This window comes from Kineococcus rugosus (genome assembly GCF_050871975.1).
In the GTDB taxonomy this organism is placed as follows: Bacteria; Actinomycetota; Actinomycetes; order Actinomycetales; family Kineococcaceae; genus Kineococcus.
Map to the genome: position 1 here is coordinate 28,604 of NZ_JBJLSJ010000001.1, position 23,800 is coordinate 52,403.

Below are 23,800 nucleotides of genomic sequence, written 5' to 3' on the forward strand. Positions count from 1 at the left end.
TCAGGACCCGGTCGCGGCGCGCAGCGCGTCGACCCGGTCGGTGCGCTCCCAGGTGAACCCGGGCAGTTCCCGGCCGAAGTGACCGTAGGCCGCGGTCGGCGCGTAGATCGGCTGGAGCAGGTCGAGGTCGCGCACGATCGCCGCGGGGCGCAGGTCGAAGACGTCGCGGATCGCGGCCTCGATGCGGCCGCGGGCGACCTTCTCGGTGCCGAAGGTCTCGACGTACAGGCCGACGGGCTGGGCCTTGCCGATGGCGTAGGCGACCTGGACCTCGCAGCGGCCGGCGAGCCCGGCGGCCACGACGTTCTTGGCGACCCAGCGCATCGCGTAGGCGGCCGAGCGGTCCACCTTCGAGGGGTCCTTGCCGGAGAAGGCGCCACCGCCGTGCCGGGACATCCCGCCGTAGGTGTCGACGATGATCTTGCGGCCGGTCAGGCCGGCGTCGCCCATCGGGCCGCCGATCTCGAAGCGGCCGGTCGGGTTCACCAGCAGCCGGATGTCCGAGGTGTCGAGGTCCAGCCCCTCCAGCACCGGCTCGATGACGTGCCGGCGCACGTCCGGGGTCAGCGTCTTGATGAGGTCCACGTCGGGCTCGTGCTGGGTGGACAGGACCACGGTGTCGAGGCGGACGGCCCGGTCGCCCTCGTAGCCGATGGTGACCTGGGTCTTGCCGTCGGGGCGCAGGTAGGGGATCTCGCCCTTCTTGCGGACCTCCGACAGCCGCTGGGACAGCTGGTGGGCCAGGTGGATCGGCAGCGGCATGAGCTCGGGCGTCTCGTCGCAGGCGTAGCCGAACATGAGGCCCTGGTCGCCGGCGCCCTGCAGGTCCAGCGGGTCGGCGCCGCCGTCCACGCGGTTCTCGTAGGCCGCGTCGACGCCCTGGGCGATGTCCGGGGACTGCGAGCCGATGGACACCTCGACGCCGCAGGTGCGGCCGTCGAAGCCCTTGGCGGAGGAGTCGTAGCCGATGTCGAGCAGCGTGCGCCGCACGATGGTCGGGATGTCGGCGTACGCCTCGGTGGTCACCTCGCCGGCGACGTGGACCAGGCCGGTCGTGACCATCGTCTCGACAGCGACGCGGCTGCGGGGGTCCTGGGCGAGCAGCGCGTCGAGGATCCCGTCGGAGATCTGGTCGCAGATCTTGTCCGGGTGCCCCTCGGTGACCGACTCGGAGGTGAACAGTCGCAACGGGGTGGTCACTCAGGCTCCAGACTTCGACGGTTCGGCAGCGGCACCGGAGGGGGCTGCGGGGCTCGGGGGAAGCATAGGCACCACGGCGTCCCACACCGCGTCGGCCACGACGTCCTTGCTGGACTCGGGCACCTCGCGCTCGGTGCCGTCCCGGCCCAGGAGCGTCACCGCGTTCGTGGCCGTGGCGAACCCCCGGGTCTCGCCGACCTCGTTGAGCACCAGCAGGTCGCACCCCTTGCGCACCAGCTTCGCGCGGCCGTGCTCGAGCACGGAGCCGCTCTCGTCGCCGGTCTCGGCGGCGAAGCCGACGATCACCGGCGAAGGGCCCGAGCGGGCGCGCACCAGCCCGGCCAGGACGTCGGGGGTGCGCTCGAGCACGACGACGGGGTCGCGGGCGGGGTCCTCGGACTTCTTGATCTTGGCCCCGGCGCGCGTGGCGGGCCGGAAGTCGGCGACGGCGGCGGCCATGACGACGACGTCGGCGTCCGCGGCGGCGGCGGTCACGGCCTCGGCGAGCTGGGCGGCGGTCTGCACCGGCACGACGTCCACCGCGGCCGGGGCCGGGACCTCGACGTGGGCGGTCACGAGCGTCACCCGCGCCCCGCGGGCGACGGCGGCCGCGGCGACGGCCACGCCCTGGCGCCCGGAGGAGCGGTTGCCCAGGAAGCGCACGGGGTCCAGCGGCTCGCGGGTGCCGCCGGCCGAGACGACGACCCGGCGGCCGGCGAGGTCCTGCCCGCGCGCGCCGGACCCCAGCAGGCGGCGGCAGGCGGCGGCGATGTCGGCGGGCTCGGGCAGCCGGCCCGGGCCGGTGTCGGCGCCGGTCAGGCGCCCGGAGGCGGGTTCGAGCACGGTGACCCCGCGCGAGCGCAGCAGGGCGACGTTGGCCTGCACGGCGGGGTTGAGCCACATCTCGGTGTGCATGGCCGGGGCCAGCAGCACCGGGCAGGTCGCCGTGAGCAGGACGTTGGTGAGCAGGTCGTCGGCCAGCCCGTGCGCGGCGCGGGCCAGCAGGTCCGCGGTGGCGGGAGCGACGACGACGAGGTCGGCGTGCCGGCCCAGCCGCACGTGCGGGACGGCGTCGGCGCCGGTCCAGACGTCGGTGGCGACGGGCTTGCCGGACAGGGCCTCCCAGGTGGCGCGCCCGACGAAGTGCTCGGAGGAGGCGGTGGGCACGACCGTGACGTCGTGCCCGGACTCGGTCAGCTCGCGCAGCAGCGTCGCCGCCTTGTAGGCGGCGATCCCGCCCGCGACCCCCAGGACCACCCGGGGGCCCCGGGCAGGAGGCGTGCTCACTGCTCGATGGGCTCGGAGGTCAGCAGACCCTCGTTGATCTCGCGCATCGCGACGGACAGCGACTTCTCCTGCACGTGGGTCTCGACGAGCGGACCGACGTACTCCAGCAGGCCCTCGCCCAGCTGGGAGTAGTACGCGTTGATCTGACGCGCGCGCTTGGCCGCGTAGATCACCAGGGCGTACTTGGAGTCGGCGACCGTCAGCAGGTCGTCGATGGGCGGGTTGGTGATGCCCTCGGGCGCCGCGACGGTTCCAGCCACGATGGTTTCTCCTCGGTGTCGAAAGACGCAGGTCAGCTGACCGGCAGACCCATCCATCTTACGAGCTCGTCGGTCGCGCGCTGCACGTCGTCGTTGTAGATGGTCACGTCGAACTCCGGCTCGGCCGCCAGCTCGACCTTCGCCGTCGCCAGCCGGCGCTCGCGCTCCTCCTCGGTCTCGGTGCCGCGGCCGACGAGGCGGCGCACCAGCTCCTCCCAGCTCGGCGGGGCCAGGAAGACGAACCCGGCGTCGACGCCGGCGGCCCGGGTGGCCTCGCGGACCTGCCGGGCGCCGGCCAGGTCGATCTCCAGCAGCGCGGGGCGGCCCGAGGCCAGGACCTGCTCGACCGGCCCGCGGGGGGTGCCGTAGCGGTGCCGGCCGTGCACGCGGGCCCACTCCAGCAGCTCGCCGTCGCGGACGTACCGGTCGAAGGTCTCCTCGGAGACGAAGTGGTAGTGCACGCCGTCGACCTCCCCCGGGCGCTGGGCCCGGGTGGTGCAGGAGACGGAGATCCAGATGTCGGGGTAGCGGGCGCGCAGGTCGGCCGAGACGGTGCCCTTGCCGACCGCGGTGGGCCCGGCCAGGACGGTGAGGCGAGCGGGCGTGACGTTCAGGACTCGCTCCCGGCCGGGGTGCCGAAGCGGTCCACGAGCGCGGCGATCTGGTGGGCGCCCAGGCCCCGCACGCGGCGCGACTCCGAGATGCCGATCTCCTCCATGATCTGCTTGGCGCGGACCTTGCCGACGTTGGGCAGGGACTCCAGCAGCGCGGAGACCTTCATCTTGCCGAGGACCTCGTTCTCCTGGCCCTCCTTGATGACCTCCTCCAGGCTGCCGCCGGTGTACTTCAGGCGGTGCTTGACCTCGGCCCGCTCGCGGCGCGCCGCGGCCGCCTTCTCCAGTGCGGCAGCGCGCTGTTCGGCGGTCAGGGGAGGCAGGGCCACTTCATCACCTCGGGTCGTCGTGCTCGGGGGGCGGCAGGTCCCGGTGAACCTATCCACCCTGGTCAGGGGGCGGCAACGGCGGGGGTGGACGGGGACGGTCAGGCCACCGCGCGGGAGCCCCCGCGCGGCGCGAGCGCCCCGCTCTCGACCTCCTCGGCCCAGTGGCAGGCCACCTGCTGGTCCTGCGGGTGCCCCGGCACGACCCGCAGCTGCGGGCGCTCGTCGTGGCAGCGCGTGGGCTGCACCCAGGGGCAGCGGGTGCGGAAGCGGCAGCCCGAGGGCGGGTCGGCCGGGCTGGGCAGGTCCCCGGTGAGCAGGATCCGCTCGCGGGTGGCCTCGGCGACGGGGTCGGGCACCGGCGCGGCGGACAGCAGCGCCCGGGTGTACGGGTGCAGGGGCCGGGCGTACACCGCGGCGCTGGGTCCCCGCTCGACCAGCCCGCCCAGGTACATGACCCCCACGGTCGTGGAGACGTGCCGGACGACGGCGAGGTCGTGCGCGATGACGAGGTACGTCAGGCCCAGGTCGCGCTGCAGCTCCTCCAGCAGCACCAGGACCTGGGCCTGCACGGAGACGTCGAGGGCCGAGACGGGCTCGTCGGCGACCAGCAGGTCGGGGTCCAGCACGAGGGCCCGGGCGATCCCCACGCGCTGGCGCTGGCCGCCGGAGAACTCGTGGGGGTACTTGCGGCCCGCGCCGGCGGGCAGGCCCACCCGGTCCAGCAGCCCGCGCACCCGCGAGCGCCACGCCGCGGGCCCGCCGGGGGCCGCGTGCACCGCCAGGGGCTCCACGAGCGCGCTCTCGACGCTCTGGCGCGGGTCGAGGCTGGCCAGCGGGTCCTGGAACACCATCTGCATGCGCCGCCGCTCGCGGCGCAGCTCCTCCGGCCCCAGGGCCAGGACGTCGCGGCCGTCCAGGTGCACCTGCCCCCCGGTGGGCTCGGACAGCCGCAGCACGGCGCGGCCCAGGGTCGACTTGCCGCACCCGGACTCCCCCACGAGCCCGAAGGTGGTGCCGCGCTCGACGTCGAAGGAGACGCCGTCGACGGCCTTGACCGTCCCGACGGTGCGCTGCAGCAGGCCCGAGCGGATCGGGTAGTGGACCTGCAGGTCGCGCACGGACAGCAGGGCCTCGGTCACCGGGGGGCCTCCAGGTCGGCGGGGTGGTCGGCGGGGTGGACGCACCGGACGGGGTGCGCGCCGGGGTCGACGGGGATCTCCCCCGAGCGGCAGGCGGCGTCGGCGAACGCGCAGCGGGGGGCGAACGCGCAGCCCTGCGCCCACGGCAGCAGGTCCCGCACGGACCCGGGGACCGGCCGCAGGGCCGTGCCCTCGGGGGCGTCGACGCGGGGGACGGCGGCCAGCAGCCCCGTGGTGTACCGGTGGCGGGGGGCGGCGAACAGCTCCCCCCGCGCGGCCTGCTCCACGACGCGGCCGGCGTACAGGACGTTGACGCGGTCGCAGGTCCCGGCGACCACGCCCAGGTCGTGGGTGATGAGCACCATCGCCGCGCCGGACTCGCGGACCAGCCCGGTGAGCAGGTCCAGGACCTGCGCCTGGATCGTCACGTCGAGGGCGGTGGTCGGCTCGTCGGCGATGATCAGCCGCGGCGAGCAGGCCAGGGCGATGGCGATGAGCACGCGCTGGCGCATGCCCCCGGAGAGCTGGTGGGGGTACTCCCCCACCCGGCGGCGCGGGTCGGGGATGCCGACGCGGCCCAGCAGCTCCACGGCCTCGCGCCGGGCCGCGGCCCGGCTCAGGTCGGTGTGGGCGCGCAGGACCTCGGTGAGCTGCCGCCCCAGGGTCAGGACGGGGTTCAGCGACGTCATGGGGTCCTGGAAGACCATGGCGAGGTCCTTGCCGCGCCGGGCCGCCATCCGCTGCGGGGAGGCGGTGAGCAGCTCGTCGCCGTCGAACCGCACCGACCCGCTGACGCGGGTGCCGCGCGCCGGCAGCAGCCCCATGACGGCCAGGGAGGTGACGGACTTGCCGCAGCCGGACTCCCCCACCAGTCCCACGACCTCGCCGGCGGCGACGTCGAACGACACCCCGTCGACGGCCGTGGTGGGCGCGGACCCCTTGCGGGTGAACGTGACGCGCAGGTCCTCGACCTGCAGGAGGCTCACCGCCCGCTCCGGGGGTCCAGGGCCTCGCGCAGCGCCTCGCCGAGCAGGGTGAACCCCAGCGCGGTGACGGCGATGGCCAGGCCGGGGTAGATCGCCAGCCAGGGCGCCTGGTCCAGCCGCGCCTGGGCGGTGACGAGCATGCGTCCCCACTCCGCGACGGCCGGGTTCGGGTCCCCCAGCCCCAGGAAGCTGAGCGCGGCGACCTCGATGACGGCCGTCGCCAGCGTCAGCGTCGCCTGCACCAGCACCGGCCCCAGGGAGTTCGGCAGCATGTGCCCGACGACGATCCGGCGCCGCCGCAGGCCCAGCGAGCGCAGCGCCACGACGTAGTCCTGCCCGCGCTGGGCCAGCAGCGAGGCCCGCAGCAGCCGGGCGAAGATCGGGACCTGGGCGGCGGAGATGGCGAGCATGACCGACAGCGAGCTGCGGCCCAGCAGCGCCGCCACGGACACCGCCAGCAGCAGCGACGGGATGGACAGCAGGACGTCGACGACGCGCATGACCACCGTGTCGACCTTGCCGCCCAGCCCCCCGGCGAGGATCCCCAGGAACGAGCCGACGGCCAGGCCCACGGCCGTCGAGACGACCCCGATGACCAGGGAGGAGCGGGCGCCGTACAGCAGCTGGGTCAGCAGGTCGGAGCCGAAGGAGTCCAGCCCCAGGGGGTGCCCGGCGCTGGGGCCGGGCACCGTCGTCGGGGTCACCTGCGCGAACCACTCCGCGCTGGCGGGCCGGTGCGGCGCCAGCAGCGGCGCGGCGGCCGCGACGACGACGAAGGCCAGCACGATCACGGCGCCGACGACGCCGGCGGGGTTGCGGCGCAGCCGCCGCCAAGCCGCGTGCCAGGGGCCGACGCCGTCGGCCCCGGTCGCCTCGGCGACCGTCGGTTCCACCACGGGGGCGCTCACGAGACCCTCACCCTCGGATCGATGAACCCGTAGCTGACGTCCACCGCGAGGTTCACCAGCGCGTACACGACGGCGATGAACAGGATGAAGCCCTGCAGCACGGGGTAGTCCAGTTGCGTGACGGCGTCGAACAGGTAGCTGCCGATGCCGTTGATGGAGAACACCGTCTCGGTGAGCACGGCGCCCGACAGCAGCGCACCGGCCTGCAGGCCCAGGGTCGTGGAGACCGGGAGCAGGGCGTTGCGCAGGACGTGGCGGCGGCTGACGATCCCGCGCGGCAGGCCCTTGGCCTGCGCCGTGCGGACGTGGTCGTCGCCCAGGACGTCCAGGACCGAGGCGCGGGTGATGCGGACGATGATGGCCAGCGGGATGGACCCCAGCGCCAGCGCGGGCAGGACCAGGTGGACCAGGGCGTCCCAGCTCGCGTCCCACTCCCGGGTCAGCAGCCCGTCGAGGACGTAGAAGTTCGTGACGTGCGTCGCGTCGATCCGCGCGTCCTGGCGCCCCGAGGTGGGGAACCAGCCCAGCTGGATCGCCAGCAGGTACTTCAGCAGGACCGCGAGGAAGAACACGGGCACGACGACGCCGAGCAGCGAGCCGCCCACCACCGCGTGGTCGAGCCACCCGCCGCGGCGCCGGGCCGCGAGGTAGCCCAGCGGGATCCCCACGACGACGGCCAGGACCAGCGCGGCGACGGCCAGCTCGACGGTCGCGGGGAAGCGCTCGGTGAACGTCTGCACGACGGGTTCACCGGTGTTGATGGACGCCCCGAGGTCGCCGTGCAGGAGCCGGCCCAGGTACGTCACGTACTGCTGCCACACGGGCTGGTCGAACCCGTACCGCTCGGTGACCGCCGCGATGCCCGCCGGGGTGGCCTTCTCCCCCAGCAGGGCCCGCGCCGGGTCGCCGGGCAGCGCCCGCACCCACGCGAACAGCAGCACCGACAACCCGAACAGGACGATCACGAGCAGGCCGAGGCGGCGCACGACGAGCGTCAGCACGCCGCCTCCTCGCTGCGAGCAGGGAGCATCAGGCGTCGGCGACCGTGACGGTGTTCCACACCTCGTCCTGCACGGGGCTGGCGACGTAGCCCTCGACGCCGGGCGCGAACGCCAGCGACGGGACGGGGCTGGCGATCGGGATCCCCGGCAGCAACGTCATGATCTGCTCGTTGATGTCCTGGTAGGTGCTCTCCTGCTCGGCCTCCGTGGTCACGGTGCGGGCCGCCGCCAGCGCCTCGAACAGGCCGGGGTCGGAGAAGCCCCACTCGTTCGTGGCGGCGCCGAAGAACACGCCGATGAAGTTGTCCGGGTCGTTGTAGTCGCCGGTCCAGCCCAGCAGGTGCAGCCCGTGGTTGGTCCCGCCCTGCACGGTGCCCAGGTAGTTCGGGGTCCACTGCTCGGCGACGGGCGTGGTGGTGATGCCCGCCGCGGTGAGCTGCTGGTTGATGGCGGAGTAGATCGTCTCCGGGTTGGGCATGTAGGGCCGCGAGACGCCCGTGGGGTAGTTGAAGGGGATGGTCAGGTTCGCCTGCCCCGCTTCGGTGAGCAGCTGCTTGGCCCTGGCCACGTCGTACTCGTAGGTGGTGACGCCCTCGTTCCAGCCGATGACGTTCTCCGGCATGAACTGCGTCGCCGGCTTCGTGCCCTCCGGCAGCGCGTTCTTGATGACGGCGTCCTTGTCGATGGCGTGGGCGATGGCCTGCCGGACCTTCAGGTCCCCCAGCGGGGGGTACGCCTGGTTGATGCCGAGGTAGAGGATGTTGAACGCGGGCCGGTTCTGCACCTGGAAGTCCGCCGACTTCAGCGTCTCCACGTCGGCCGGGGCGACGAGGTCGTACCCGTCGATGTCGCCGTTCTGCAGCGCCTGCCGGCGGGCGGTGCCGTCGCCGATGACGCGGACGACGGCGGTGGCGACCTTGGCCTTCTCGCCCCAGTAGTCGTCGTTGCGCTTGAGGGTGACCTGCTGGCCGCGTTCCCAGCCGGAGAAGGTGAACGGCCCGGTGCCGACGGGACCGGACGTCGCGTACTCGCTCTGGCGCGGGTCGGCGCCGTCGACGCCGTTGCCGCCGGCGGCCTCGACGGCCCCGGTCTCCTGCATCGCGAACGCGGGCAGGGTCAGCGAGGCCAGGAACCCGGCGAAGGGGGTGGTGAGGGTGACGGTGACGGTGCCGTCGGGGTTCGCCGTCGACCCGGCGTACAGGGAGGTCCCCAGCGCGGGGTCGTCGTTGGTCTTGAACCCGCGGAAGATGGAGCGGTAGTAGTACGCGAGGTCCTCGCCCTGGGCCAGGCCCCGCAGGTTGTACCAGCGCTCGAAGTTCGCGACGACGGCCGCGGCGTCGAAGGGCTTGCCGTTGGAGAACGTCACCCCCTCCTGGAGGGTGAACGTGTAGCTGAGGCCGTCCTCGGACGTCTCCCACTCCGTGGCCAGCGACGGCGCGAGCTCGGTCGTGCCGGGTTTCGTGGAGACGAGCCCCTCGAAGATCTGCCGGGTGACGCGGAAGGTCTCGCCGTCGGAGGCGAACACCGGGTCCAGCGAGTCGGGGTCGGCCGACCCGCCGAAGACGAAGGTGTCCCGCCCGCTGCCCGAGCTCTCGCCCCCGCCCTCGGGGTCGCGCTCGCTCTCCGCGCAGGCGGACAGCGTGGCCAGGCCCGCGGTCGCGACGGAGGCGACCGTGAACGCCCGGCGGGTGGGGTGGGCGGGGTCGCGGGGCGGGTGGTTCTCGGTGGGGGCCTGCACTGACATCGACGTCCTCGTTCCGGCGGTGGTCCTGACGGGTCCTGCTCGGCTGTGCGGAGGCTGACGCTAGGGGATCACCCCTGTCCACTCAACTCGCCTCGCGGACGACACGCAGTTGTAACTCAGGACCTCCCGGGTGAGGACTGCCTACCCAGAACCCCGGCGGGTGGGCAATCCGCCCGGTCGCACCGCGGCCGAGCGGGTGGCTCCGCGGAGCGCTGCCGCGCTCACCGCGGGGCGGTGCGGGCGCCGGTCAGGGCGAGGGCCACAGCTCCCGGCCGGCCGAGACGTCGGAGGCCATGCGCTCCAGCCACTCCCTCGCCTCGAGGGCGGCCAGGAGCTGGTCCTCCACCCCGGGTCCCTCGCCGGGGTCGACGGTCTCGGCCGGGGCCAGGCCCGGGACACCGGCCACGGCCGCGTGCAGCACCGCACCGGGGTCCAGCCGCAGCCCGCGCAGGAAACCCGCCACCTGCCGGCGGGCCTCCAGTTCCCCGTGGCCGACCTCGACGGCGGTCACGACGAGCGCCGCGATGCCGCTGCCGAGTTCGGCGCTCAACTGCTGCCTGCTCGTCACCGGACCACTGTGTCAGGTGCCTCCGACACCGGCCCGTCCTGGACGGCCAGGGCCACCCGGACGGCGTCCGCCGAGCGCCGGGCCGCGTCGCGCAGCGCCACCGGGTCCGGGCCGGCGGCGAGGATCTCGCGGGAGCTGGCGGCCAGGACCAGCCGGCGCGCGGACCCGAACACGCGCTGCAGGTCCGCGGCCGTGGCGCCCTGCGCCCCGACCCCCGGGGCCAGCAGCGGGCCGTTGACGGCGTCCAGGTCGATCCCGAGGTCGGTGACGGCGCTGCCGACGGTGGCCCCCACCACGAGGCCGACGTCGCCGAGCGGCGCCGCGCCGGCGTTGCGCTGCGCGGCGGCCTCGGCGACCGCGCGCGCCACCGGCCGCCCGTCGGCGCCGACGGCGTGCTGCACCGAGGCGCCCTCGGGGTTCGAGGTCAGCGCCAGGACGAAGACGCCCCGCCCGTGCCGGGCCGCGAGGTCCAGCACGGGCTGCAGCGAGCCGAACCCCAGGTACGGCGAGACCGTCACCGCGTCCCCGGCCAGCGGGGAGTCCCCGACGAACGCGTCGGCGTACCCGGCCATCGTGGAGCCGATGTCGCCGCGCTTGGCGTCGACGATCGTGAGCAGCCCGGCCTCGCGGGCGTCGGCGACGACCCGTTCGAGCGCCGCGACGCCGCGCGAGCCGTGCCGCTCGAAGAACGCGGCCTGCGGCTTGACGCAGGCCACGTGCCCGGCGAGGGCCTCGACGACGGTGCGCCCGAACCTCTCGACGCCGGCGGCGTCGTCGCCCAGGCCCCAGGCGGCCAGCAGCGGGGTGTGCGGGTCGATGCCCGCGCACAGCGGGCCGTGGGCGGCCGTCGCCGCCGCCAGCCGCCGCCCGAAGCGCCCCGTCGCGGGCCCCGTCGCCGTCCCCGTCGCCGTCGTCATGCCCGGAAGCCGTCCCAGGCCGCCTCCAGGCGGGCCGTGTGCTCCTGCAGCGGGGCGACGTTCAGGCCCTGCCCGTTGCGGTAGGCCTCGATGGCCTGGACCGCCGCGGCCAGTTCCTGGATCGTCGTGATGATGGGCGAGCCCACCGAGGTCGCCGCGGCGCGGATCTCGTAGCCGTCGGCGCGGGCCTGGTTGCCCGAGGGGGTGTTGACCACCATCGCGACCTCCCCGGCCGCGATGCGGCCGACGATCGTCAGCTCGCCGTCCTCGCTGGTGCCCTCGGAGTGCTTGCGCACCACCGTGGACGCGATGCCGTTGCGGCGCAGGACCTGCGCGGTGCCCTCGGTGGCCAGCAGGGTGAACCCGAGGTCGGCCAGGCGCTTGATCGGGAAGATCATCGCCCGCTTGTCGCGGTCGGCGACGGAGATGAACGCCGTCCCCGTGGTGGGCAGGCCCCCGTAGGCGGCGGTCTGCGACTTGCCGAACGCCGTCGGGAAGTCGACGTCGATGCCCATGACCTCACCGGTGGAGCGCATCTCCGGCCCGAGCAGGGAGTCGACGACCACGCCCTCGGCGGTGCGGAACCGCGCGAACGGCAGGACCGCCTCCTTGACCGACACCGGCGCGTCGGCCGGCAGCGCCCCGCCGTCGCCGCGCGCGGGCAGCAGGCCCTCGGCGCGCAGGTCGCGGATGGAGGTGCCGGCCATGAGCCGCGCCGCGGCCTTGGCCAGCGGCACCCCGGTCGCCTTGGAGACGAACGGGACGGTCCGCGAGGCGCGCGGGTTCGCCTCCAGCACGTAGAGGATGTCGGCGGCGAGGGCGAACTGGACGTTCAGCAGCCCGCGCACCCCGACCCCGCGGGCGATGGCCTCGGTGGCCTCCCGCACCCGCTGCAGCTCGGAGGCGCCCAGGGTGGGCGGGGGGATGACGCAGGCCGAGTCGCCGGAGTGGATCCCGGCCTCCTCGATGTGCTCCATGATCCCGCCCAGGTACATCTCCTCGCCGTCGAACAGCGCGTCGACGTCGATCTCCAGGCCGTTGTCGAGGAACTTGTCGACGAGCACGGGACGCTCGGCCGAGACCTCGGTCGCGGTCGCCATGTACTGCTCGAGGGTGGCCTCGTCGTAGACGATCTGCATGCCGCGCCCGCCGAGGACGTAGCTGGGGCGGACCAGGACGGGGTAGCCGATCTCGGAGGCGATGGCGCGGGCCCGCTCGAAGCTGGAGGCCGTCCCGTGCTTGGGGGCGATCAGGCCGGCGCGCTCGAGCACCTGCCCGAAGGCGCCGCGCTCCTCGGCCAGGTCGATGGCCTGCGGCGAGGTCCCGATGATCGGGACGCCCGCCTGCTCCAGCGCGGCCGCCAGGCCCAGCGGCGTCTGCCCGCCGAGCTGGACGATGACGCCGGCCACCGGGCCGCAGCGCGTCTCGGCGTGCACGACCTCCAGGACGTCCTCGAGGGTGAGCGGCTCGAAGTACAGCCGGTCGGAGGTGTCGTAGTCGGTGGAGACGGTCTCGGGGTTGCAGTTGACCATGACGGTCTCGAACCCGGCCTCGGCCAGCGCGAAGCTGGCGTGCACGCAGGAGTAGTCGAACTCGACGCCCTGGCCGATGCGGTTGGGGCCGGACCCCAGGATGATGATCGCCGGCTTCTCGCGCCCCCGGGTCTCGTCCTCGGAGTCGTAGGAGGAGTAGTGGTACGGCGTGCTGGCCGCGAACTCCGCCGCGCAGGTGTCGACCGTCTTGTAGACCGGGCGGACGCCGAGGGCGTGCCGGACGCCGCGGACCACGGCCTCCGGCAGGTGCCGCAGCTCCCCGATCTGGGCGTCGGAGAACCCGTGCCGCTTGGCGTGCCGCAGCAGCTCCGGGGTCAGGTCGTCGCTCTCGCGCACCTCGACCGCGATCTCGTCGATGAGGAACAGCTGGTCGAGGAACCAGGGGTCGATCCTCGTGGACTCGAACAGCTCGGCCGGGGTCGCGCCGGCGCGGATGGCCTGCATGACCAGGCCGATGCGCTCGTCGGTCGGCTGCTGGGCGCGGCGCAGCAGGTCCTCGCGGTCGCCCACCGGCCCGGCCCAGCTGAACTGCGCACCGCGCTTCTCGGTGCTGCGCAGCGCCTTCTGCAGGGCCTCGGTGAAGTTGCGGCCCAGCGCCATCGCCTCGCCGACGCTCTTCATCGTCGTGGTGAGGGTCGGGTCGGCGGCCGGGAACTTCTCGAACGCGAACCGCGGCACCTTGACCACGACGTAGTCGAGCGTGGGCTCGAAGCTGGCCGGGGTGACCTCGGTGATGTCGTTGCGGATCTCGTCGAGGGTGTACCCGACGGCCAGGCGCGCGGCGATCTTGGCGATGGGGAAACCCGTCGCCTTCGAGGCCAGCGCCGAGGACCGCGACACGCGCGGGTTCATCTCGATGACGATGATGCGGCCGTCGACCGGGTTCACCGCGAACTGGATGTTGCAGCCGCCGGTGTCCACGCCGACCTCGCGGATGACGGCGATGCCGATGTCGCGCATCCGCTGGTACTCGCGGTCGGTGAGCGTCATGGCCGGCGCGACGGTGATCGAGTCGCCGGTGTGGACGCCCATCGGGTCGAAGTTCTCGATCGAGCAGACGACCACGACGTTGTCGGCGCGGTCGCGCATGAGCTCGAGCTCGTACTCCTTCCAGCCGAGGATGGACTCCTCCAGCAGCACCTCGGTGACCGGGGAGTGGTGCAGCCCCTGGCCGGCGATGCGGCGCAGGTCGGTCTCGTCGTAGGCGAACCCGGACCCGAGCCCGCCCATGGTGAAGCTGGGGCGCACGACGACGGGGTACCCGAGGTCCCCGGCGGCGGCGAGGACCTCGTCCATCGAGTGGCACAGGTGCGACCTGGCCGACTCCGCGCCGCAGCGCTCGACGACGCCCTTGAACAGCAGGCGGTCCTCGCCGAGCTTGATGGCGTCGACGTCGGCGCCGATGAGCTCGGTGCCGTACCTGGCCAGCGCGCCGCTCTCGTACAGGGCGATCGCGGTGTTCAGCGCGGTCTGCCCGCCCAGGGTCGCCAGGACCGCGTCGGGGCGCTCCTTGGCGATGATGGCCTCGACCGTGGCCGGGGTGATCGGCTCGACGTAGGTGGCGTCGGCCATCTCCGGGTCGGTCATGATCGTCGCGGGGTTGGAGTTCACCAGGACCACGCGCAGGCCCTCGGCCTTGAGCACGCGGCAGGCCTGGGTGCCGGAGTAGTCGAACTCGGCGGCCTGGCCGATGACGATGGGGCCGGAGCCGATGACGAGGACCGACTTCAGGTCGGAGCGGCGGGGCATCAGGCGTCCTTCTCGGTCGTGTCGGTCTCGCCCTGGTCGTCGACGAGCTGCGCGGCGGGCGTGCCGCCCATGAGGTCGAGGAACCGGTCGAACAGGTAGGAGGCGTCGTGCGGACCGGCCGCCGCCTCGGGGTGGTACTGCACGGAGAACGCCGGCGTGTCCAGGCAGCGCAGGCCCTCCACGACGCCGTCGTTGAGGCCGACGTGGCTGACCTCGGCCCGGCCGTAGGGGGTGTCGCGGACCTCCCCGGCCGCGCCGTCGACGGCGAACCCGTGGTTGTGGGCGGTGACCTCGACCTTGCGGGTGGCCAGGTCCATGACGGGCTGGTTGATGCCGCGGTGGCCGTACTTCAGCTTGTACGTGCCGTAGCCCAGGGCCCGGCCGAGCAGCTGGTTGCCGTAGCAGATGCCGAAGAAGGGGATCTTCCGCTCCAGCACGCCCTGCAGGACCTCGATCTCGTGGGTCGCGGCGGCCGGGTCGCCGGGGCCGTTGGAGAAGAACACCCCGTCGGGGGCGGCGCCGTCCGGGCCGGAGGTGAGCACCTCCTCCAGCGTCGAGGTGGAGGGCACGACGGTGACCTCGATGCCGCGCTCGGCCAGGCGCTGCGGCGTCATCGACTTGATGCCCAGGTCGACGGCGGTCACGGAGAACCGCCGCTCCCCCACGGCCGGGACGACGTACCGCTCCTCGGTGCTGACGAGCGAGGCGAGGTCGGTGCCGACCATGTCGGGGGCGTCGCGGACGACGGCCAGCAGCTCCTCGGCGGGCCGGGCGGCGGCCTCGCCGGAGAACACGCCGACCTTCATGGCGCCGCGCTCGCGCAGGTGGCGGGTCAGGGCGCGGGTGTCGACCCCGCTGATCCCGACGACGCCCTGGGCGTCGAGCTCGTCGGCCAGGGAGCGCCGCGAGCGCCAGTTCGAGGGGATGCGGGCGGGGTCGCGCACGACGTACCCGGCGACCCAGATCCGGCCCGACTCGTCGTCCTCGTCGTTCCAGCCGGTGTTGCCCACGTGCGGGGCGGTCATGACGACGACCTGGCGGTGGTAGCTGGGGTCGGTGAGGGTCTCCTGGTAGCCGGTCATCCCGGTGGAGAACACGGCCTCGCCGACGGTCTGCCCGACGTGGCCGTAGGCCTGGCCGGGGAACGTGCGACCGTCCTCGAGGACGAGCACTGCGGGAACGCGCGCGCTCACTGGGCACCTCCGGTGTTCTTGTTCTTGTGGTTCCGCACGAGTTCCTCCACCTGCTCCGCGAACCTCGCCCCCTGCTCGGGGTGGCGCGGTTTGACTCCCGTGTCGACGATGCGCTCGCCGAGCTTCCAGCGCAGGACCAGCAGGCCCTTCTCCTTGCCCATCCACTTGCCGACCATGCCCGGCCCGTGGCCGACGCCGACGATGTCGGCGGTCGGGATCACGAACGACCGGGCCCCCTCGCGCAGCAGCCCCACGCCCTCGTCGAGGAAGCCCAGCGCGACGGCGCTGCGGGTCCCCAGGCCGTGGGCGGCGATGCGGTCGAGGGCGTTCTCGGCGTCCGTCGTGGACACGTACGTGCCCTCGACGGCGTCCCGCAGGCGCTTCCAGTCCTTCGACCCGACGGGCCGGGGGAACTCCTGCTTCTGCCGCAGCGCCCGGCCGCGGTAGCCCATGAACATCATCCGCCAGACCACCAGCAGGGCGATCACCAGCAGGGCGACGGCGATCCACCTCATGCGCTCACCAGTCCCGAGTCGAGCACGGTGGGCCGGCCGCGCAGGAACGTCGCGACGACCCTGCCGGGCAGTTCCGTCCCGCGGAACGGGGAGTTGCGCCCCGCCGTGGCCATGGCCTCGGGGTCGACCGTCCAGCGGGCGGCGGGGTCGACGAGCACGAGGTTCGCCGCCGAGCCCACGGCCAGCGGCTCGCCGTGCCCGGCGAGGCGGCCGATGCGGGCCGGGGCGTGCGACATGCGGTCGGCGAGGACGTCCCAGCCGATGAGGCCGGTGTCGACCATGGTGTGCTGCACGACGCTCAGCGCGGTCTCCAGCCCGGTCATGCCCATCGCCGCGGCGGACCACTCGCAGTCCTTGGCCTCGACCGGGTGCGGGGCGTGGTCGGTGGCGACGACGTCGATCGTCCCGTCGGCCAGGCCCTCGCGGACGGCCTCGACGTCGGCCTGCGTCCGCAGCGGCGGGTTGACCTTGTAGACGGGGTCGTAGCCGCGGACGAGCTCGTCGGTGAGCAGCAGGTGGTGGGGGGTGACCTCGGCGGTGACCTGGACGCCGCGGGCCTTGGCCCAGCGGACGATCTCGACCGAGCCGCGGGTGGACAGGTGGCACACGTGCAGCCGGGACCCGACGTGGTCGGCCAGCAGCACGTCGCGGGCGATGATCGCCTCCTCGGCCACGCTGGGCCAGCCCCGCAGGCCGAGGACCGCGCTCACGGTGCCCTCGTTCATCTGCGCCCCCTCGGTCAGGCGCGGTTCCTGGGCGTGCTGGGCGATGACGCCGTCGAACGCCTTGACGTACTCCAGCGCCCGGCGCATCAGCACGGCGTCGGACACGCAGTGCCCGTCGTCGGAGAAGACGCGCACGCCGGCCCGGGAGTCGGCCATCGCGCCGAGCTCGGCGAGCTGCTGACCGGCCAGGCCCACGGTGACGGCGCCGACGGGCCGCACGTCGGCCCAGCCGGCCTCCTCGCCCAGGCGCTGGACCTGCTCGACGACGCCGGCGGTGTCGGCGACGGGGAAGGTGTTGGCCATGGCGAACACCGCGGTGTAGCCGCCGCGGGCGGCCGAGCGGGTGCCGGACTCGACGGTCTCGGCGTCCTCGCGGCCGGGTTCGCGCAGGTGGGTGTGCAGGTCGACCAGGCCCGGCAGGGCGTGCAGGCCGCGCCCGTCGTGGACGGTGGCGCCCTCGGCGCTCAGCCCCGGGCCCACCGCGGCGATGACGCCGTCGCGCAGCAGCAGGTCGGTGGCCTCGCCGCCGAGCGGCCTGACGTTCCGGACGATCGTGGTGTTCGCGGTGGTGTTCACGCGTCCCCTCCCGGGAGCTCGCCGGCCAGCAACAGGTACAGGACCGCCATCCGCACCGCGACGCCGTTGCCGACCTGCTCGACGATGGTCGAGCGGGCCGAGTCGGCGGCGTCGGCGGAGATCTCCAGGCCGCGGTTCATCGGGCCGGGGTGCATGACGATCGCGTGGTCGGGCAGGAGCCCCAGCCGCTCGCGGCCCAGGCCGTACCGGCGGCTGTACTCGCGCGCGGAGGGGAAGAAGGAGCCCTTGGAGGCGTCCATCCGCTCGGCCTGCACGCGCAGCATCATCACCGCGTCCGGCGCGACCGCCGCGAGGGTCGCGTCGAGGTCGTGGGAGGACGCGCACGGCCAGTCCCCGACCCCGACGGGCAGCAGCGTCGGCGGGGCGACGAGGGTGACCTGCGCGCCGAGGGTGTGCAGCAGCAGGACGTTGGAGCGCGCGACCCGCGAGTGCAGGACGTCGCCGACGACGACGACCTTCGCGCCGCGCAGGTCCCCCGTCCCCCCCTTGAGGTGGCGGCGCATCGTGTAGGCGTCCAGGAGCGCCTGGGTGGGGTGCTCGTGGGTGCCGTCGCCGGCGTTGACGACGGCGCCGCGCGTCCAGCCGGCGTGCGCGAGCCGGTGCGGGGCCCCGGAGGAGCCGTGCCGCACGACGACGGCGTCGGCGCCCATGGCCTCCAGGGTCAGCGCGGTGTCCTTCAGGCTCTCGCCCTTGGAGACGCTGGAGCCCTTGGCGGAGAAGTTGATGACGTCGGCCGACAGCCGCTTGGCGGCGGCCTCGAAGGACGTGCGGGTGCGGGTGGAGTCCTCGAAGAAGAGGTTGACGACCGTGCGCCCGCGCAGGGTCGGCAGCTTCTTGATCTCCCGGCGCTGGGTGGCGGCCATCTCCTCGGCGACGTCGAGGACGCGCACGGCGCCGTCGCGGTCGAGGTCGGCGGCCGAGAGCAGGTGGCGCATCACGCGGCGCCCCCCGCGGTCGGCTGGGTGATGAGGACGGCGTCGCGGCCGTCGAGCTCCTCGAGCAGGACGCTGACGCGCTCGGCGCTGGAGGTGGGCAGGTTCTTGCCGACGTGGTCGGCGCGGATGGGCAGCTCGCGGTGGCCGCGGTCGACCAGGACGGCCAGCCGCACCGCGCGGGGGCGGCCCAGGTCGCTCAGGGCGTCGAGGGCGGCGCGGATGGTGCGCCCGGAGTACAGGACGTCGTCGACCAGGACCACGACCTTGTCGTCGATGCCGCCGGCCGGCAGCGTCGTGGGCAGCAGCTCGCGGGTGGGGTGCCGGCGCAGGTCGTCGCGGTACATCGTGACGTCGAGCGAACCGGTGGGCACGCTCGTGCCCTCGACCTCGGCGAGCCGAGCGGCCAGGCGCCGGGCCAGCGGGACCCCGCGGGTGGGGACGCCCAGCAGGACGAGGTCCTGCGGGCCCTTGTTGGACTCCAGCAGCTCGTGCGCGATGCGCGTCACGGCGCGGGCGATGTCGGCACCCTCGAGGAGCACCCTCGCGGACTGGTCCGGGGCAGCGTTCACTGCGGACCTCCTTCCCCGCCTCACGGGACGGATCCTTAAAGGACGTCTTCACCAGCTCCCCGCGGGACGCGCCCGCGGGTCGGTGGCCACCGGCGACCCTACAGGAGCACGCTGGGCCGACCGCCGCGGGTCGGACGCCGCCCGCAGCGCTGTCGTTGTGAGATCAAACGCTCACACGGAGTAACGGCGATCGTGCCGAGAGAGTGGTGATTCCAGAGAACGGGGTGTGAAACGGCAGGTCAGCTTGACGAAGACGTTCACGCTCCGTGACGATTCTCGTATGGCATCGGACTACTCCCGCGCACTCGGATCGCGTCTTCGCGCCATCCGTACCCAACAGGGGCTGTCCCTGCACGGCGTCGAAGAGAAGTCCGAGGGACGGTGGAAGGCCGTCGTCGTCGGGTCCTACGAACGCGGCGACCGTGCGGTGACCGTCCAGCGACTGGCTGAACTGGCGGACTTCTACGGGGTCCCCGTCTCCGCCCTGCTCCCCGAAGGCGCCCCGCAGGGCAGCTCCGAGCCGCCGCCGCGGCTCGTGCTCGACCTCGAGCGCCTCCAGGAGGTGCCCGCCGAGAAGGCCGGCCCCCTCGACCGCTACGCCAAGACCATCCAGTCCCAGCGCGGCGACTACAACGGCCGGGTCCTGTCGATCCGCGCCGACGACCTGCGCACCCTCGCCGTCATCTACGACGTCCCCGCGACGACGCTGTGCGACGAGTTCATCGCCTGGGGCGTGCTGAACGCCGACGCCCGCCGCGCCGTCGAGCACGGCTGACCCCCGACCGTCACCACGGCCCGGTCCCCCTCGCGGGGCCGGGCCGTTCTGCTGCCTGGCACCGGCGGCGGCCGCCGGGAACGCGCCGGCCCCCCGTCCCCGGGGAGGGGGCGGGGGGCCGGCGGGGGCACGCGGCGCGCGGGCTCAGGCGGAGAGGGTCTCCTTGAGCTCCGCGATCCGGGCGAGGAGCCCGTTGACGAACTTGGGCGACTCGTCGGTCGACAGCTCCTGGGCGATCTCCACGGCCTCGCTGACGGCCACGTGGTCGGGCACGTCCGCGGCGTGCAGGACCTCCCACACGCCGATGCGCAGGATCGCGCGGTCGACGGCCGGCATGCGGTCCACGGTCCAGCCCATCGAGTACGTCGAGAGCACCTCGTCGATGCGCTCCACGTGCGCGACGACCCCCTCGACGAGGGTGACGGCGTACTCACCCACGGGCGGGTCGGCGCGCTGGATCTTGTCCCGCAGGACGTCGAGCGGGGCGAGGCCGCGCTGGTCGGCCTCGAAGAGGACCTCCAGCGCGCGCTTGCGCGCCTTGCGGCGGGCGGCCATCAGTCGTTGACGCGACCGAGGTAGTCGCCCGTGCGGGTGTCCACCTTGACCTTCGTGCCGGTCTCGAGGAAGAGCGGGACCTGGATCTCGTAGCCCGTCTCGACCGTCGCCGGCTTGGTGCCGCCGGTGGAGCGGTCGCCCTGCAGGCCCGGCTCGGTGTACGTGATCTCCAGCACGACCGAGGTCGGCAGCTCCACGTACAGCGGCGTGCCCTCGTGGGTGGCGACGATGGCCTCGGTGCTCTCGAGCATGTAGTTGGCCGCGTCGCCGACGGTCGCGGCGCTGATGTGGATCTGGTCGTAGGTGGCGGAGTCCATGAAGACGAAGTCCTCGCCGTCCTTGTACAGGAACTGCATGTCGCGCTTGTCGACCGTCGCGGTGTCGACCTTGCTGCCGGCGTTGAACGTCCGGTCGACGACCTTGCCGGACAGGACGTTCTTCAGCTTCGTCCGGACGAAGGCACCGCCCTTGCCGGGCTTCACGTGCTGGAACTCGACCACCGACCAGAGGTTGCCGTCGAGGTTCAGCACGGTGCCGTTCTTCAGGTCGTTCGTCGATGCCACGTCGTCTCTCAGTCCGTCTCGGTGCGTCAGTCACCCGCCGACCGGGACCGGACGCGGGTAGGGCGACCTCATCTTACCGGCGCAGCGGCGGCGCGGCCGTGCGCAGGGGCGGCGCACGGGGACGCGGGACCGCTGCGTTGCGCCGGACGGTGGAGAGCGGCGCGCACACGGGTGGCCCTGCGCCGGGACGCTCAGCGGCGGGCGCGCGCGGTCCGATGCCCCCGTGGACAGCACTGGACAGCAGCAGGCCCACCGGACGCGAAGGAGGTCGTGGATGCCCGAGCACCGCCCCCACCGGGCGTCGCACCGCCGCCCCCGGCGCGTCGCGGCCCTCGGCGCCGGCCTCGCGGCGGTCCTGGCGCTCCTGGCCGTCCCCGCCGCCCGGGACGCGCGCGCCGACCACGCCACCGACCGGTTGCGGGAGCAGCTGGGACGCGTCGTCGCGGCCGAGGCCGCGTTCGCCGAGGCCCACGGCTCCTTCTCCGCCTCGCTGGACGAGCTCGGGGTCACCGGGGCGCGCGCGGAGCTGGCGATCGTCAGCGCCGGGCCCGACGGGTACTGCGCCGGCGCCTACGACGGGCGGACCCGGACGGCGCTGTTCTACTCCCCGGCCGGCGGGTTCAGCCCGCGGGCCTGCTCGTGACCGCCGGGGCCGCGCGGTCGGTGGTCCGACCGGGTGGGACGACTGGACCACGGGCGCGGGGGCGCCGATGCCCCGCAGGACGACTCAGGAGGACAGCGTGACCGACGACGCGGCGCAGCGCCGACCCCAGACCGCCCCGACGCTCGGCGGCGGGTACCTCGAGTCCGCGGTGCCCCGCGGCCGGCACCGGGTCGAGGACCCCGGGCCCGAGCCCGCCGAGTACCTGCTGCCCGCCGCGCCGACGCCCGGCCTGGCGCCCGAGCCCCGGGTCGAGCCCCGGGTCGAGCCCCGGGTCGCGCCGCCGCCCGCGCCCCGGCCGGCCCCCGAGGCCCCCGCCGCTGAGGTCCCCGCCGTCGCGCCGCCCCGCCCGCGGCCGGCCGCGCCGGCGCCCGAGAGCTTCTACGGGCCCTCCGCCGCGCGCCCCGCCTTCAACCCGGGCAACGCCAGCCCGTTCCACGTCCCGCGCACCGAGGCCGTCCCGCGGCGCGCGGGCCGCAACCCGGTCAGGACGCTCCTGACGTGGGCGACGGTGCTCGTGGTCGGCGCCATCGGCGTCAAGCACGGCTACCCGGTGGCCCAGGACCTCCTGCACGCGAAGGAGATCGAGGCGGTGACCCAGGACCTGCGGAACGTCGCGGCGGGCCAGGAGTCCTACCGGAAGCTCAACGGCGTCTACGGCACCGACTTCGCCGCCCTCAGCATGCCGAAGACGGTCAACGCCGTCACCGTGGTCTCGGCCACCGCGACGACGTACTGCCTGAAGGGGACCGCCCTCACCGGCGGCGTCGTGCTCTACCTGTCGACCGGCCGGGAGGTCGGCGACCGGCCCTGCGGGTGAGGCCGCCGCTCAGTCCCGGCTGATCTCCGCGTAGGCGGCCTGCAGCATCGCCGGGTCCGGGCCCTCCAGCCGGGACGGGCGCCCGATGCCGTCGAGGACCACGAACCGCAGCAGCGCGCCGCGGGACTTCTTGTCCCGCTTCATCGCGTCGAGCAGCTGCGGCCAGCGGTCCCCGCGGTACGTCGTCGGCAGCCCCAGGGACTCCAGCACGGCGCGGTGCCGGTCGGCGTCGGCGTCGGAGAGCCGGCCCGCCATCCGCGCGAGCTCGGCGACGTACACGAGGCCGACGCTGACGGCCGCGCCGTGGCGCCACTGGTACTTCTCGACCAGCTCCACGGCGTGGGCGAAGGTGTGCCCGTAGTTCAGGATCTCCCGCAGGTCGGACTCCTTGAGGTCCTCCCCCACGACACGCGCCTTGACCCGCACGGCGCGCTCGACGAGCTCGGACAGCACCGGCGAGCGCGGGTCGGTCGCCGCCTCCACGTCGGTCTCGACGAGCTCGAGGATGCGGGGGTCGGCGATGAACCCGCACTTCACGACCTCGGCCAGCCCGGCGCGCAGGTCGTGCGGCGGCAGGGTGTCCAGGGCGTCCAGGTCGCACAGCACCCCCGCCGGCGGGTGGAAGGACCCCACGAGGTTCTTCCCCTCGGCGGTGTTGATGCCCGTCTTGCCCCCGACCGCGGCGTCGACCATCGCCAGCAGCGTCGTGGGGACGTGGACGACGCGGACCCCTCGCAGCCAGGTCGCGGCGACGAACCCCGCCAGGTCGGTCACCGCTCCCCCGCCGACCCCGACGACGGCGTCGGAACGGGTGAAGTCGGACTGGCCCAGGACCGTCCAGCAGAACGCCGCGACCTCCGCGGACTTGGCCTCCTCGCCGTCGGGGACCTCGGCGAGGATCGCCTGCAGCCCCTGCGCGACGAGGTCGTCGCGCACGGCCTCGCCGGTGGAGCGCAGCGCCCGCGGGTGCACCACGAGGACCTTGGCGACCTTCGGGCCCAGCAGGTCGCGCAGCTCCCCCAGCAGGCCGCGGCCGATGAGGACGTCGTACGGGGCGTCGCCCTCGACGGTGATGCGGACGGTGTCGGTGCTCATCGGTCCTCCGGCTCGAGCGGTCCGCCGTCGGTCTGGCTCACCGCCGGCACGGCCTCGAGGATGTCACGGACCACCTCGTCCACGGTCCGCCCGTCCACTGGGAGGGTCGTCGTCGCCACGTCGGTGAAGACCGCGCGCCGCGCCCCGTGGAGGTCCTCCAGGTCGGGGCGCGCGAGCAGCGGGCGATCGACGTCCCCGGCGGTCCTGCGCCGGAACTCGGCGTAGGAGACGTCCAGGTGGACGACGGTGTGCCCCGCGAGGCGTTCGCGCGTGCGAGCTCGCCCGCACGCCCCACCCCCCAGGGAGACGACCCGTTCCGGTCCGTCGAGGAGGCGGGCGACGACGTCTTCCTCGAGGTCGCGAAAGGCCGCTTCACCGTCGGTGCTGAAGACTTCCGCGATGGAACGGCCTGCGGCGTGGACGATCTCCTCGTCGGCGTCGACGAAGGCCGTCCCCAGGTGGTGAGCTAGTTGACGACCGGTGGTCGTCTTCCCCGCGCCCATGAACCCGACGAGGACGATCACGGGCGGGCTCCTCGGTCG

25 protein-coding genes are annotated in these 23,800 nt (G+C 73.9%); 3 read left to right on the top strand and 22 right to left on the bottom strand.

What is annotated here, in order from left to right; genetic code table 11:
- The 18 genes from metK to pyrR form a co-directional block, all read right to left on the bottom strand.
- A complete protein-coding gene (gene metK, locus ACRYM6_RS00155; protein WP_432540362.1) occupies positions 1–1,200 on the bottom strand; it encodes a methionine adenosyltransferase in 1,200 nt (399 codons plus the stop codon).
- Positions 1,201–2,487, bottom strand: coding sequence for a bifunctional phosphopantothenoylcysteine decarboxylase/phosphopantothenate--cysteine ligase CoaBC (gene coaBC / locus ACRYM6_RS00160; protein ID WP_432540363.1), 1,287 nt, complete (start codon positions 2,485–2,487; stop codon positions 1,201–1,203). It abuts the gene before it with no gap.
- A complete protein-coding gene (rpoZ, locus tag ACRYM6_RS00165) occupies positions 2,484–2,747 on the bottom strand; it encodes a DNA-directed RNA polymerase subunit omega (protein ID WP_106206095.1) in 264 nt (87 codons plus the stop codon). The genes coaBC and rpoZ overlap by 4 nt, the downstream gene beginning before the upstream one ends.
- Positions 2,748–2,779: 32 nt before the next feature.
- The gene (gene gmk / locus ACRYM6_RS00170; protein ID WP_432540519.1) at positions 2,780–3,361 is read right to left on the bottom strand and encodes a guanylate kinase; all 582 of its coding nucleotides are present in this window, start codon (positions 3,359–3,361) and stop codon (positions 2,780–2,782) included.
- Positions 3,358–3,690, bottom strand: coding sequence for an integration host factor, actinobacterial type (gene mihF, locus ACRYM6_RS00175; protein ID WP_432511068.1), 333 nt, complete (start codon positions 3,688–3,690; stop codon positions 3,358–3,360). The genes gmk and mihF overlap by 4 nt, the downstream gene beginning before the upstream one ends.
- 98 nt (positions 3,691–3,788) lie before the next feature.
- The gene (locus ACRYM6_RS00180; protein ID WP_432540364.1) at positions 3,789–4,829 is read right to left on the bottom strand and encodes an ABC transporter ATP-binding protein; all 1,041 of its coding nucleotides are present in this window, start codon (positions 4,827–4,829) and stop codon (positions 3,789–3,791) included.
- A complete protein-coding gene (locus ACRYM6_RS00185; protein ID WP_432540365.1) occupies positions 4,826–5,815 on the bottom strand; it encodes an ABC transporter ATP-binding protein in 990 nt (329 codons plus the stop codon). Before ACRYM6_RS00185 ends, ACRYM6_RS00180 begins: the two co-directional genes overlap by 4 nt.
- Positions 5,812–6,723 carry an ABC transporter permease gene (locus ACRYM6_RS00190; protein ID WP_432540366.1) on the bottom strand — a complete coding sequence of 304 codons (912 nt, stop codon included), beginning with the start codon at positions 6,721–6,723 and terminating at the stop codon, positions 5,812–5,814. The genes ACRYM6_RS00185 and ACRYM6_RS00190 overlap by 4 nt, the downstream gene beginning before the upstream one ends.
- Entirely contained in the window at positions 6,720–7,724 is a 1,005-nt protein-coding gene (locus ACRYM6_RS00195; RefSeq protein ID WP_432540367.1) for an ABC transporter permease, read from the bottom strand. The genes ACRYM6_RS00190 and ACRYM6_RS00195 overlap by 4 nt, the downstream gene beginning before the upstream one ends.
- A gap of 28 nt (positions 7,725–7,752) precedes the next feature.
- The gene (locus ACRYM6_RS00200) at positions 7,753–9,468 is read right to left on the bottom strand and encodes an ABC transporter substrate-binding protein (RefSeq protein ID WP_432540368.1); all 1,716 of its coding nucleotides are present in this window, start codon (positions 9,466–9,468) and stop codon (positions 7,753–7,755) included.
- A 247-nt stretch (positions 9,469–9,715) separates the two neighbouring features.
- Positions 9,716–10,036, bottom strand: a complete 321-nt coding sequence (locus tag ACRYM6_RS00205; RefSeq protein WP_432540369.1) for a hypothetical protein — start codon at positions 10,034–10,036, stop codon at positions 9,716–9,718.
- Entirely contained in the window at positions 10,033–10,953 is a 921-nt protein-coding gene (gene pyrF, locus ACRYM6_RS00210) for an orotidine-5'-phosphate decarboxylase (protein WP_432540370.1), read from the bottom strand. The genes ACRYM6_RS00205 and pyrF overlap by 4 nt, the downstream gene beginning before the upstream one ends.
- Entirely contained in the window at positions 10,950–14,255 is a 3,306-nt protein-coding gene (carB, locus tag ACRYM6_RS00215) for a carbamoyl-phosphate synthase large subunit (protein WP_432540371.1), read from the bottom strand. The genes pyrF and carB overlap by 4 nt, the downstream gene beginning before the upstream one ends.
- Complete coding sequence (gene carA / locus ACRYM6_RS00220) at positions 14,255–15,448, bottom strand: glutamine-hydrolyzing carbamoyl-phosphate synthase small subunit (protein ID WP_432540372.1); 1,194 nt, start codon at positions 15,446–15,448, stop codon at positions 14,255–14,257. The genes carB and carA overlap by 1 nt, the downstream gene beginning before the upstream one ends.
- Entirely contained in the window at positions 15,445–15,963 is a 519-nt protein-coding gene (locus tag ACRYM6_RS00225; RefSeq protein WP_432540373.1) for a PH-like domain-containing protein, read from the bottom strand. The genes carA and ACRYM6_RS00225 overlap by 4 nt, the downstream gene beginning before the upstream one ends.
- Positions 15,960–17,264 carry a dihydroorotase gene (locus ACRYM6_RS00230; RefSeq protein ID WP_432540374.1) on the bottom strand — a complete coding sequence of 435 codons (1,305 nt, stop codon included), beginning with the start codon at positions 17,262–17,264 and terminating at the stop codon, positions 15,960–15,962. The genes ACRYM6_RS00225 and ACRYM6_RS00230 overlap by 4 nt, the downstream gene beginning before the upstream one ends.
- Entirely contained in the window at positions 17,261–18,220 is a 960-nt protein-coding gene (locus ACRYM6_RS00235; protein WP_432540520.1) for an aspartate carbamoyltransferase catalytic subunit, read from the bottom strand. The genes ACRYM6_RS00230 and ACRYM6_RS00235 overlap by 4 nt, the downstream gene beginning before the upstream one ends.
- Complete coding sequence (pyrR, locus tag ACRYM6_RS00240; RefSeq protein ID WP_432540375.1) at positions 18,220–18,789, bottom strand: bifunctional pyr operon transcriptional regulator/uracil phosphoribosyltransferase PyrR; 570 nt, start codon at positions 18,787–18,789, stop codon at positions 18,220–18,222. The genes ACRYM6_RS00235 and pyrR overlap by 1 nt, the downstream gene beginning before the upstream one ends.
- Before the next feature lie 280 nt (positions 18,790–19,069).
- Here pyrR and bldD point away from each other — a divergent pair, with 280 nt between their 5' ends.
- Positions 19,070–19,564 carry a transcriptional regulator BldD gene (bldD, locus tag ACRYM6_RS00245; protein ID WP_106206055.1) on the top strand — a complete coding sequence of 165 codons (495 nt, stop codon included), beginning with the start codon at positions 19,070–19,072 and terminating at the stop codon, positions 19,562–19,564.
- 144 nt (positions 19,565–19,708) lie between these two features.
- On the opposite strand, the gene nusB is transcribed toward bldD, so the two are convergent.
- A complete protein-coding gene (gene nusB, locus ACRYM6_RS00250) occupies positions 19,709–20,119 on the bottom strand; it encodes a transcription antitermination factor NusB (RefSeq protein ID WP_432540376.1) in 411 nt (136 codons plus the stop codon).
- Positions 20,119–20,682, bottom strand: a complete 564-nt coding sequence (gene efp / locus ACRYM6_RS00255) for an elongation factor P (RefSeq protein ID WP_432540377.1) — start codon at positions 20,680–20,682, stop codon at positions 20,119–20,121. The genes nusB and efp overlap by 1 nt, the downstream gene beginning before the upstream one ends.
- 274 nt (positions 20,683–20,956) lie before the next feature.
- Here efp and ACRYM6_RS00260 point away from each other — a divergent pair, with 274 nt between their 5' ends.
- Both ACRYM6_RS00260 and ACRYM6_RS00265 read left to right on the top strand, forming a co-directional pair.
- On the top strand, positions 20,957–21,325 hold the full coding sequence (locus ACRYM6_RS00260) for a hypothetical protein (RefSeq protein ID WP_432540378.1): 369 nt from the start codon (positions 20,957–20,959) through the stop codon (positions 21,323–21,325).
- A 97-nt stretch (positions 21,326–21,422) separates the two neighbouring features.
- Positions 21,423–22,163 carry a cupin domain-containing protein gene (locus ACRYM6_RS00265; protein ID WP_432540379.1) on the top strand — a complete coding sequence of 247 codons (741 nt, stop codon included), beginning with the start codon at positions 21,423–21,425 and terminating at the stop codon, positions 22,161–22,163.
- Positions 22,164–22,172: 9 nt separating this feature from the next.
- On the opposite strand, the gene aroB is transcribed toward ACRYM6_RS00265, so the two are convergent.
- Positions 22,173–23,258 carry a 3-dehydroquinate synthase gene (gene aroB / locus ACRYM6_RS00270; RefSeq protein ID WP_432540380.1) on the bottom strand — a complete coding sequence of 362 codons (1,086 nt, stop codon included), beginning with the start codon at positions 23,256–23,258 and terminating at the stop codon, positions 22,173–22,175.
- Positions 23,255–23,782 (bottom strand): shikimate kinase, encoded by a 528-nt coding sequence (locus tag ACRYM6_RS00275; RefSeq protein ID WP_432540381.1) that lies wholly within the window; start codon positions 23,780–23,782, stop codon positions 23,255–23,257. Before ACRYM6_RS00275 ends, aroB begins: the two co-directional genes overlap by 4 nt.
- Positions 23,783–23,800: the final 18 nt, after the last annotated feature.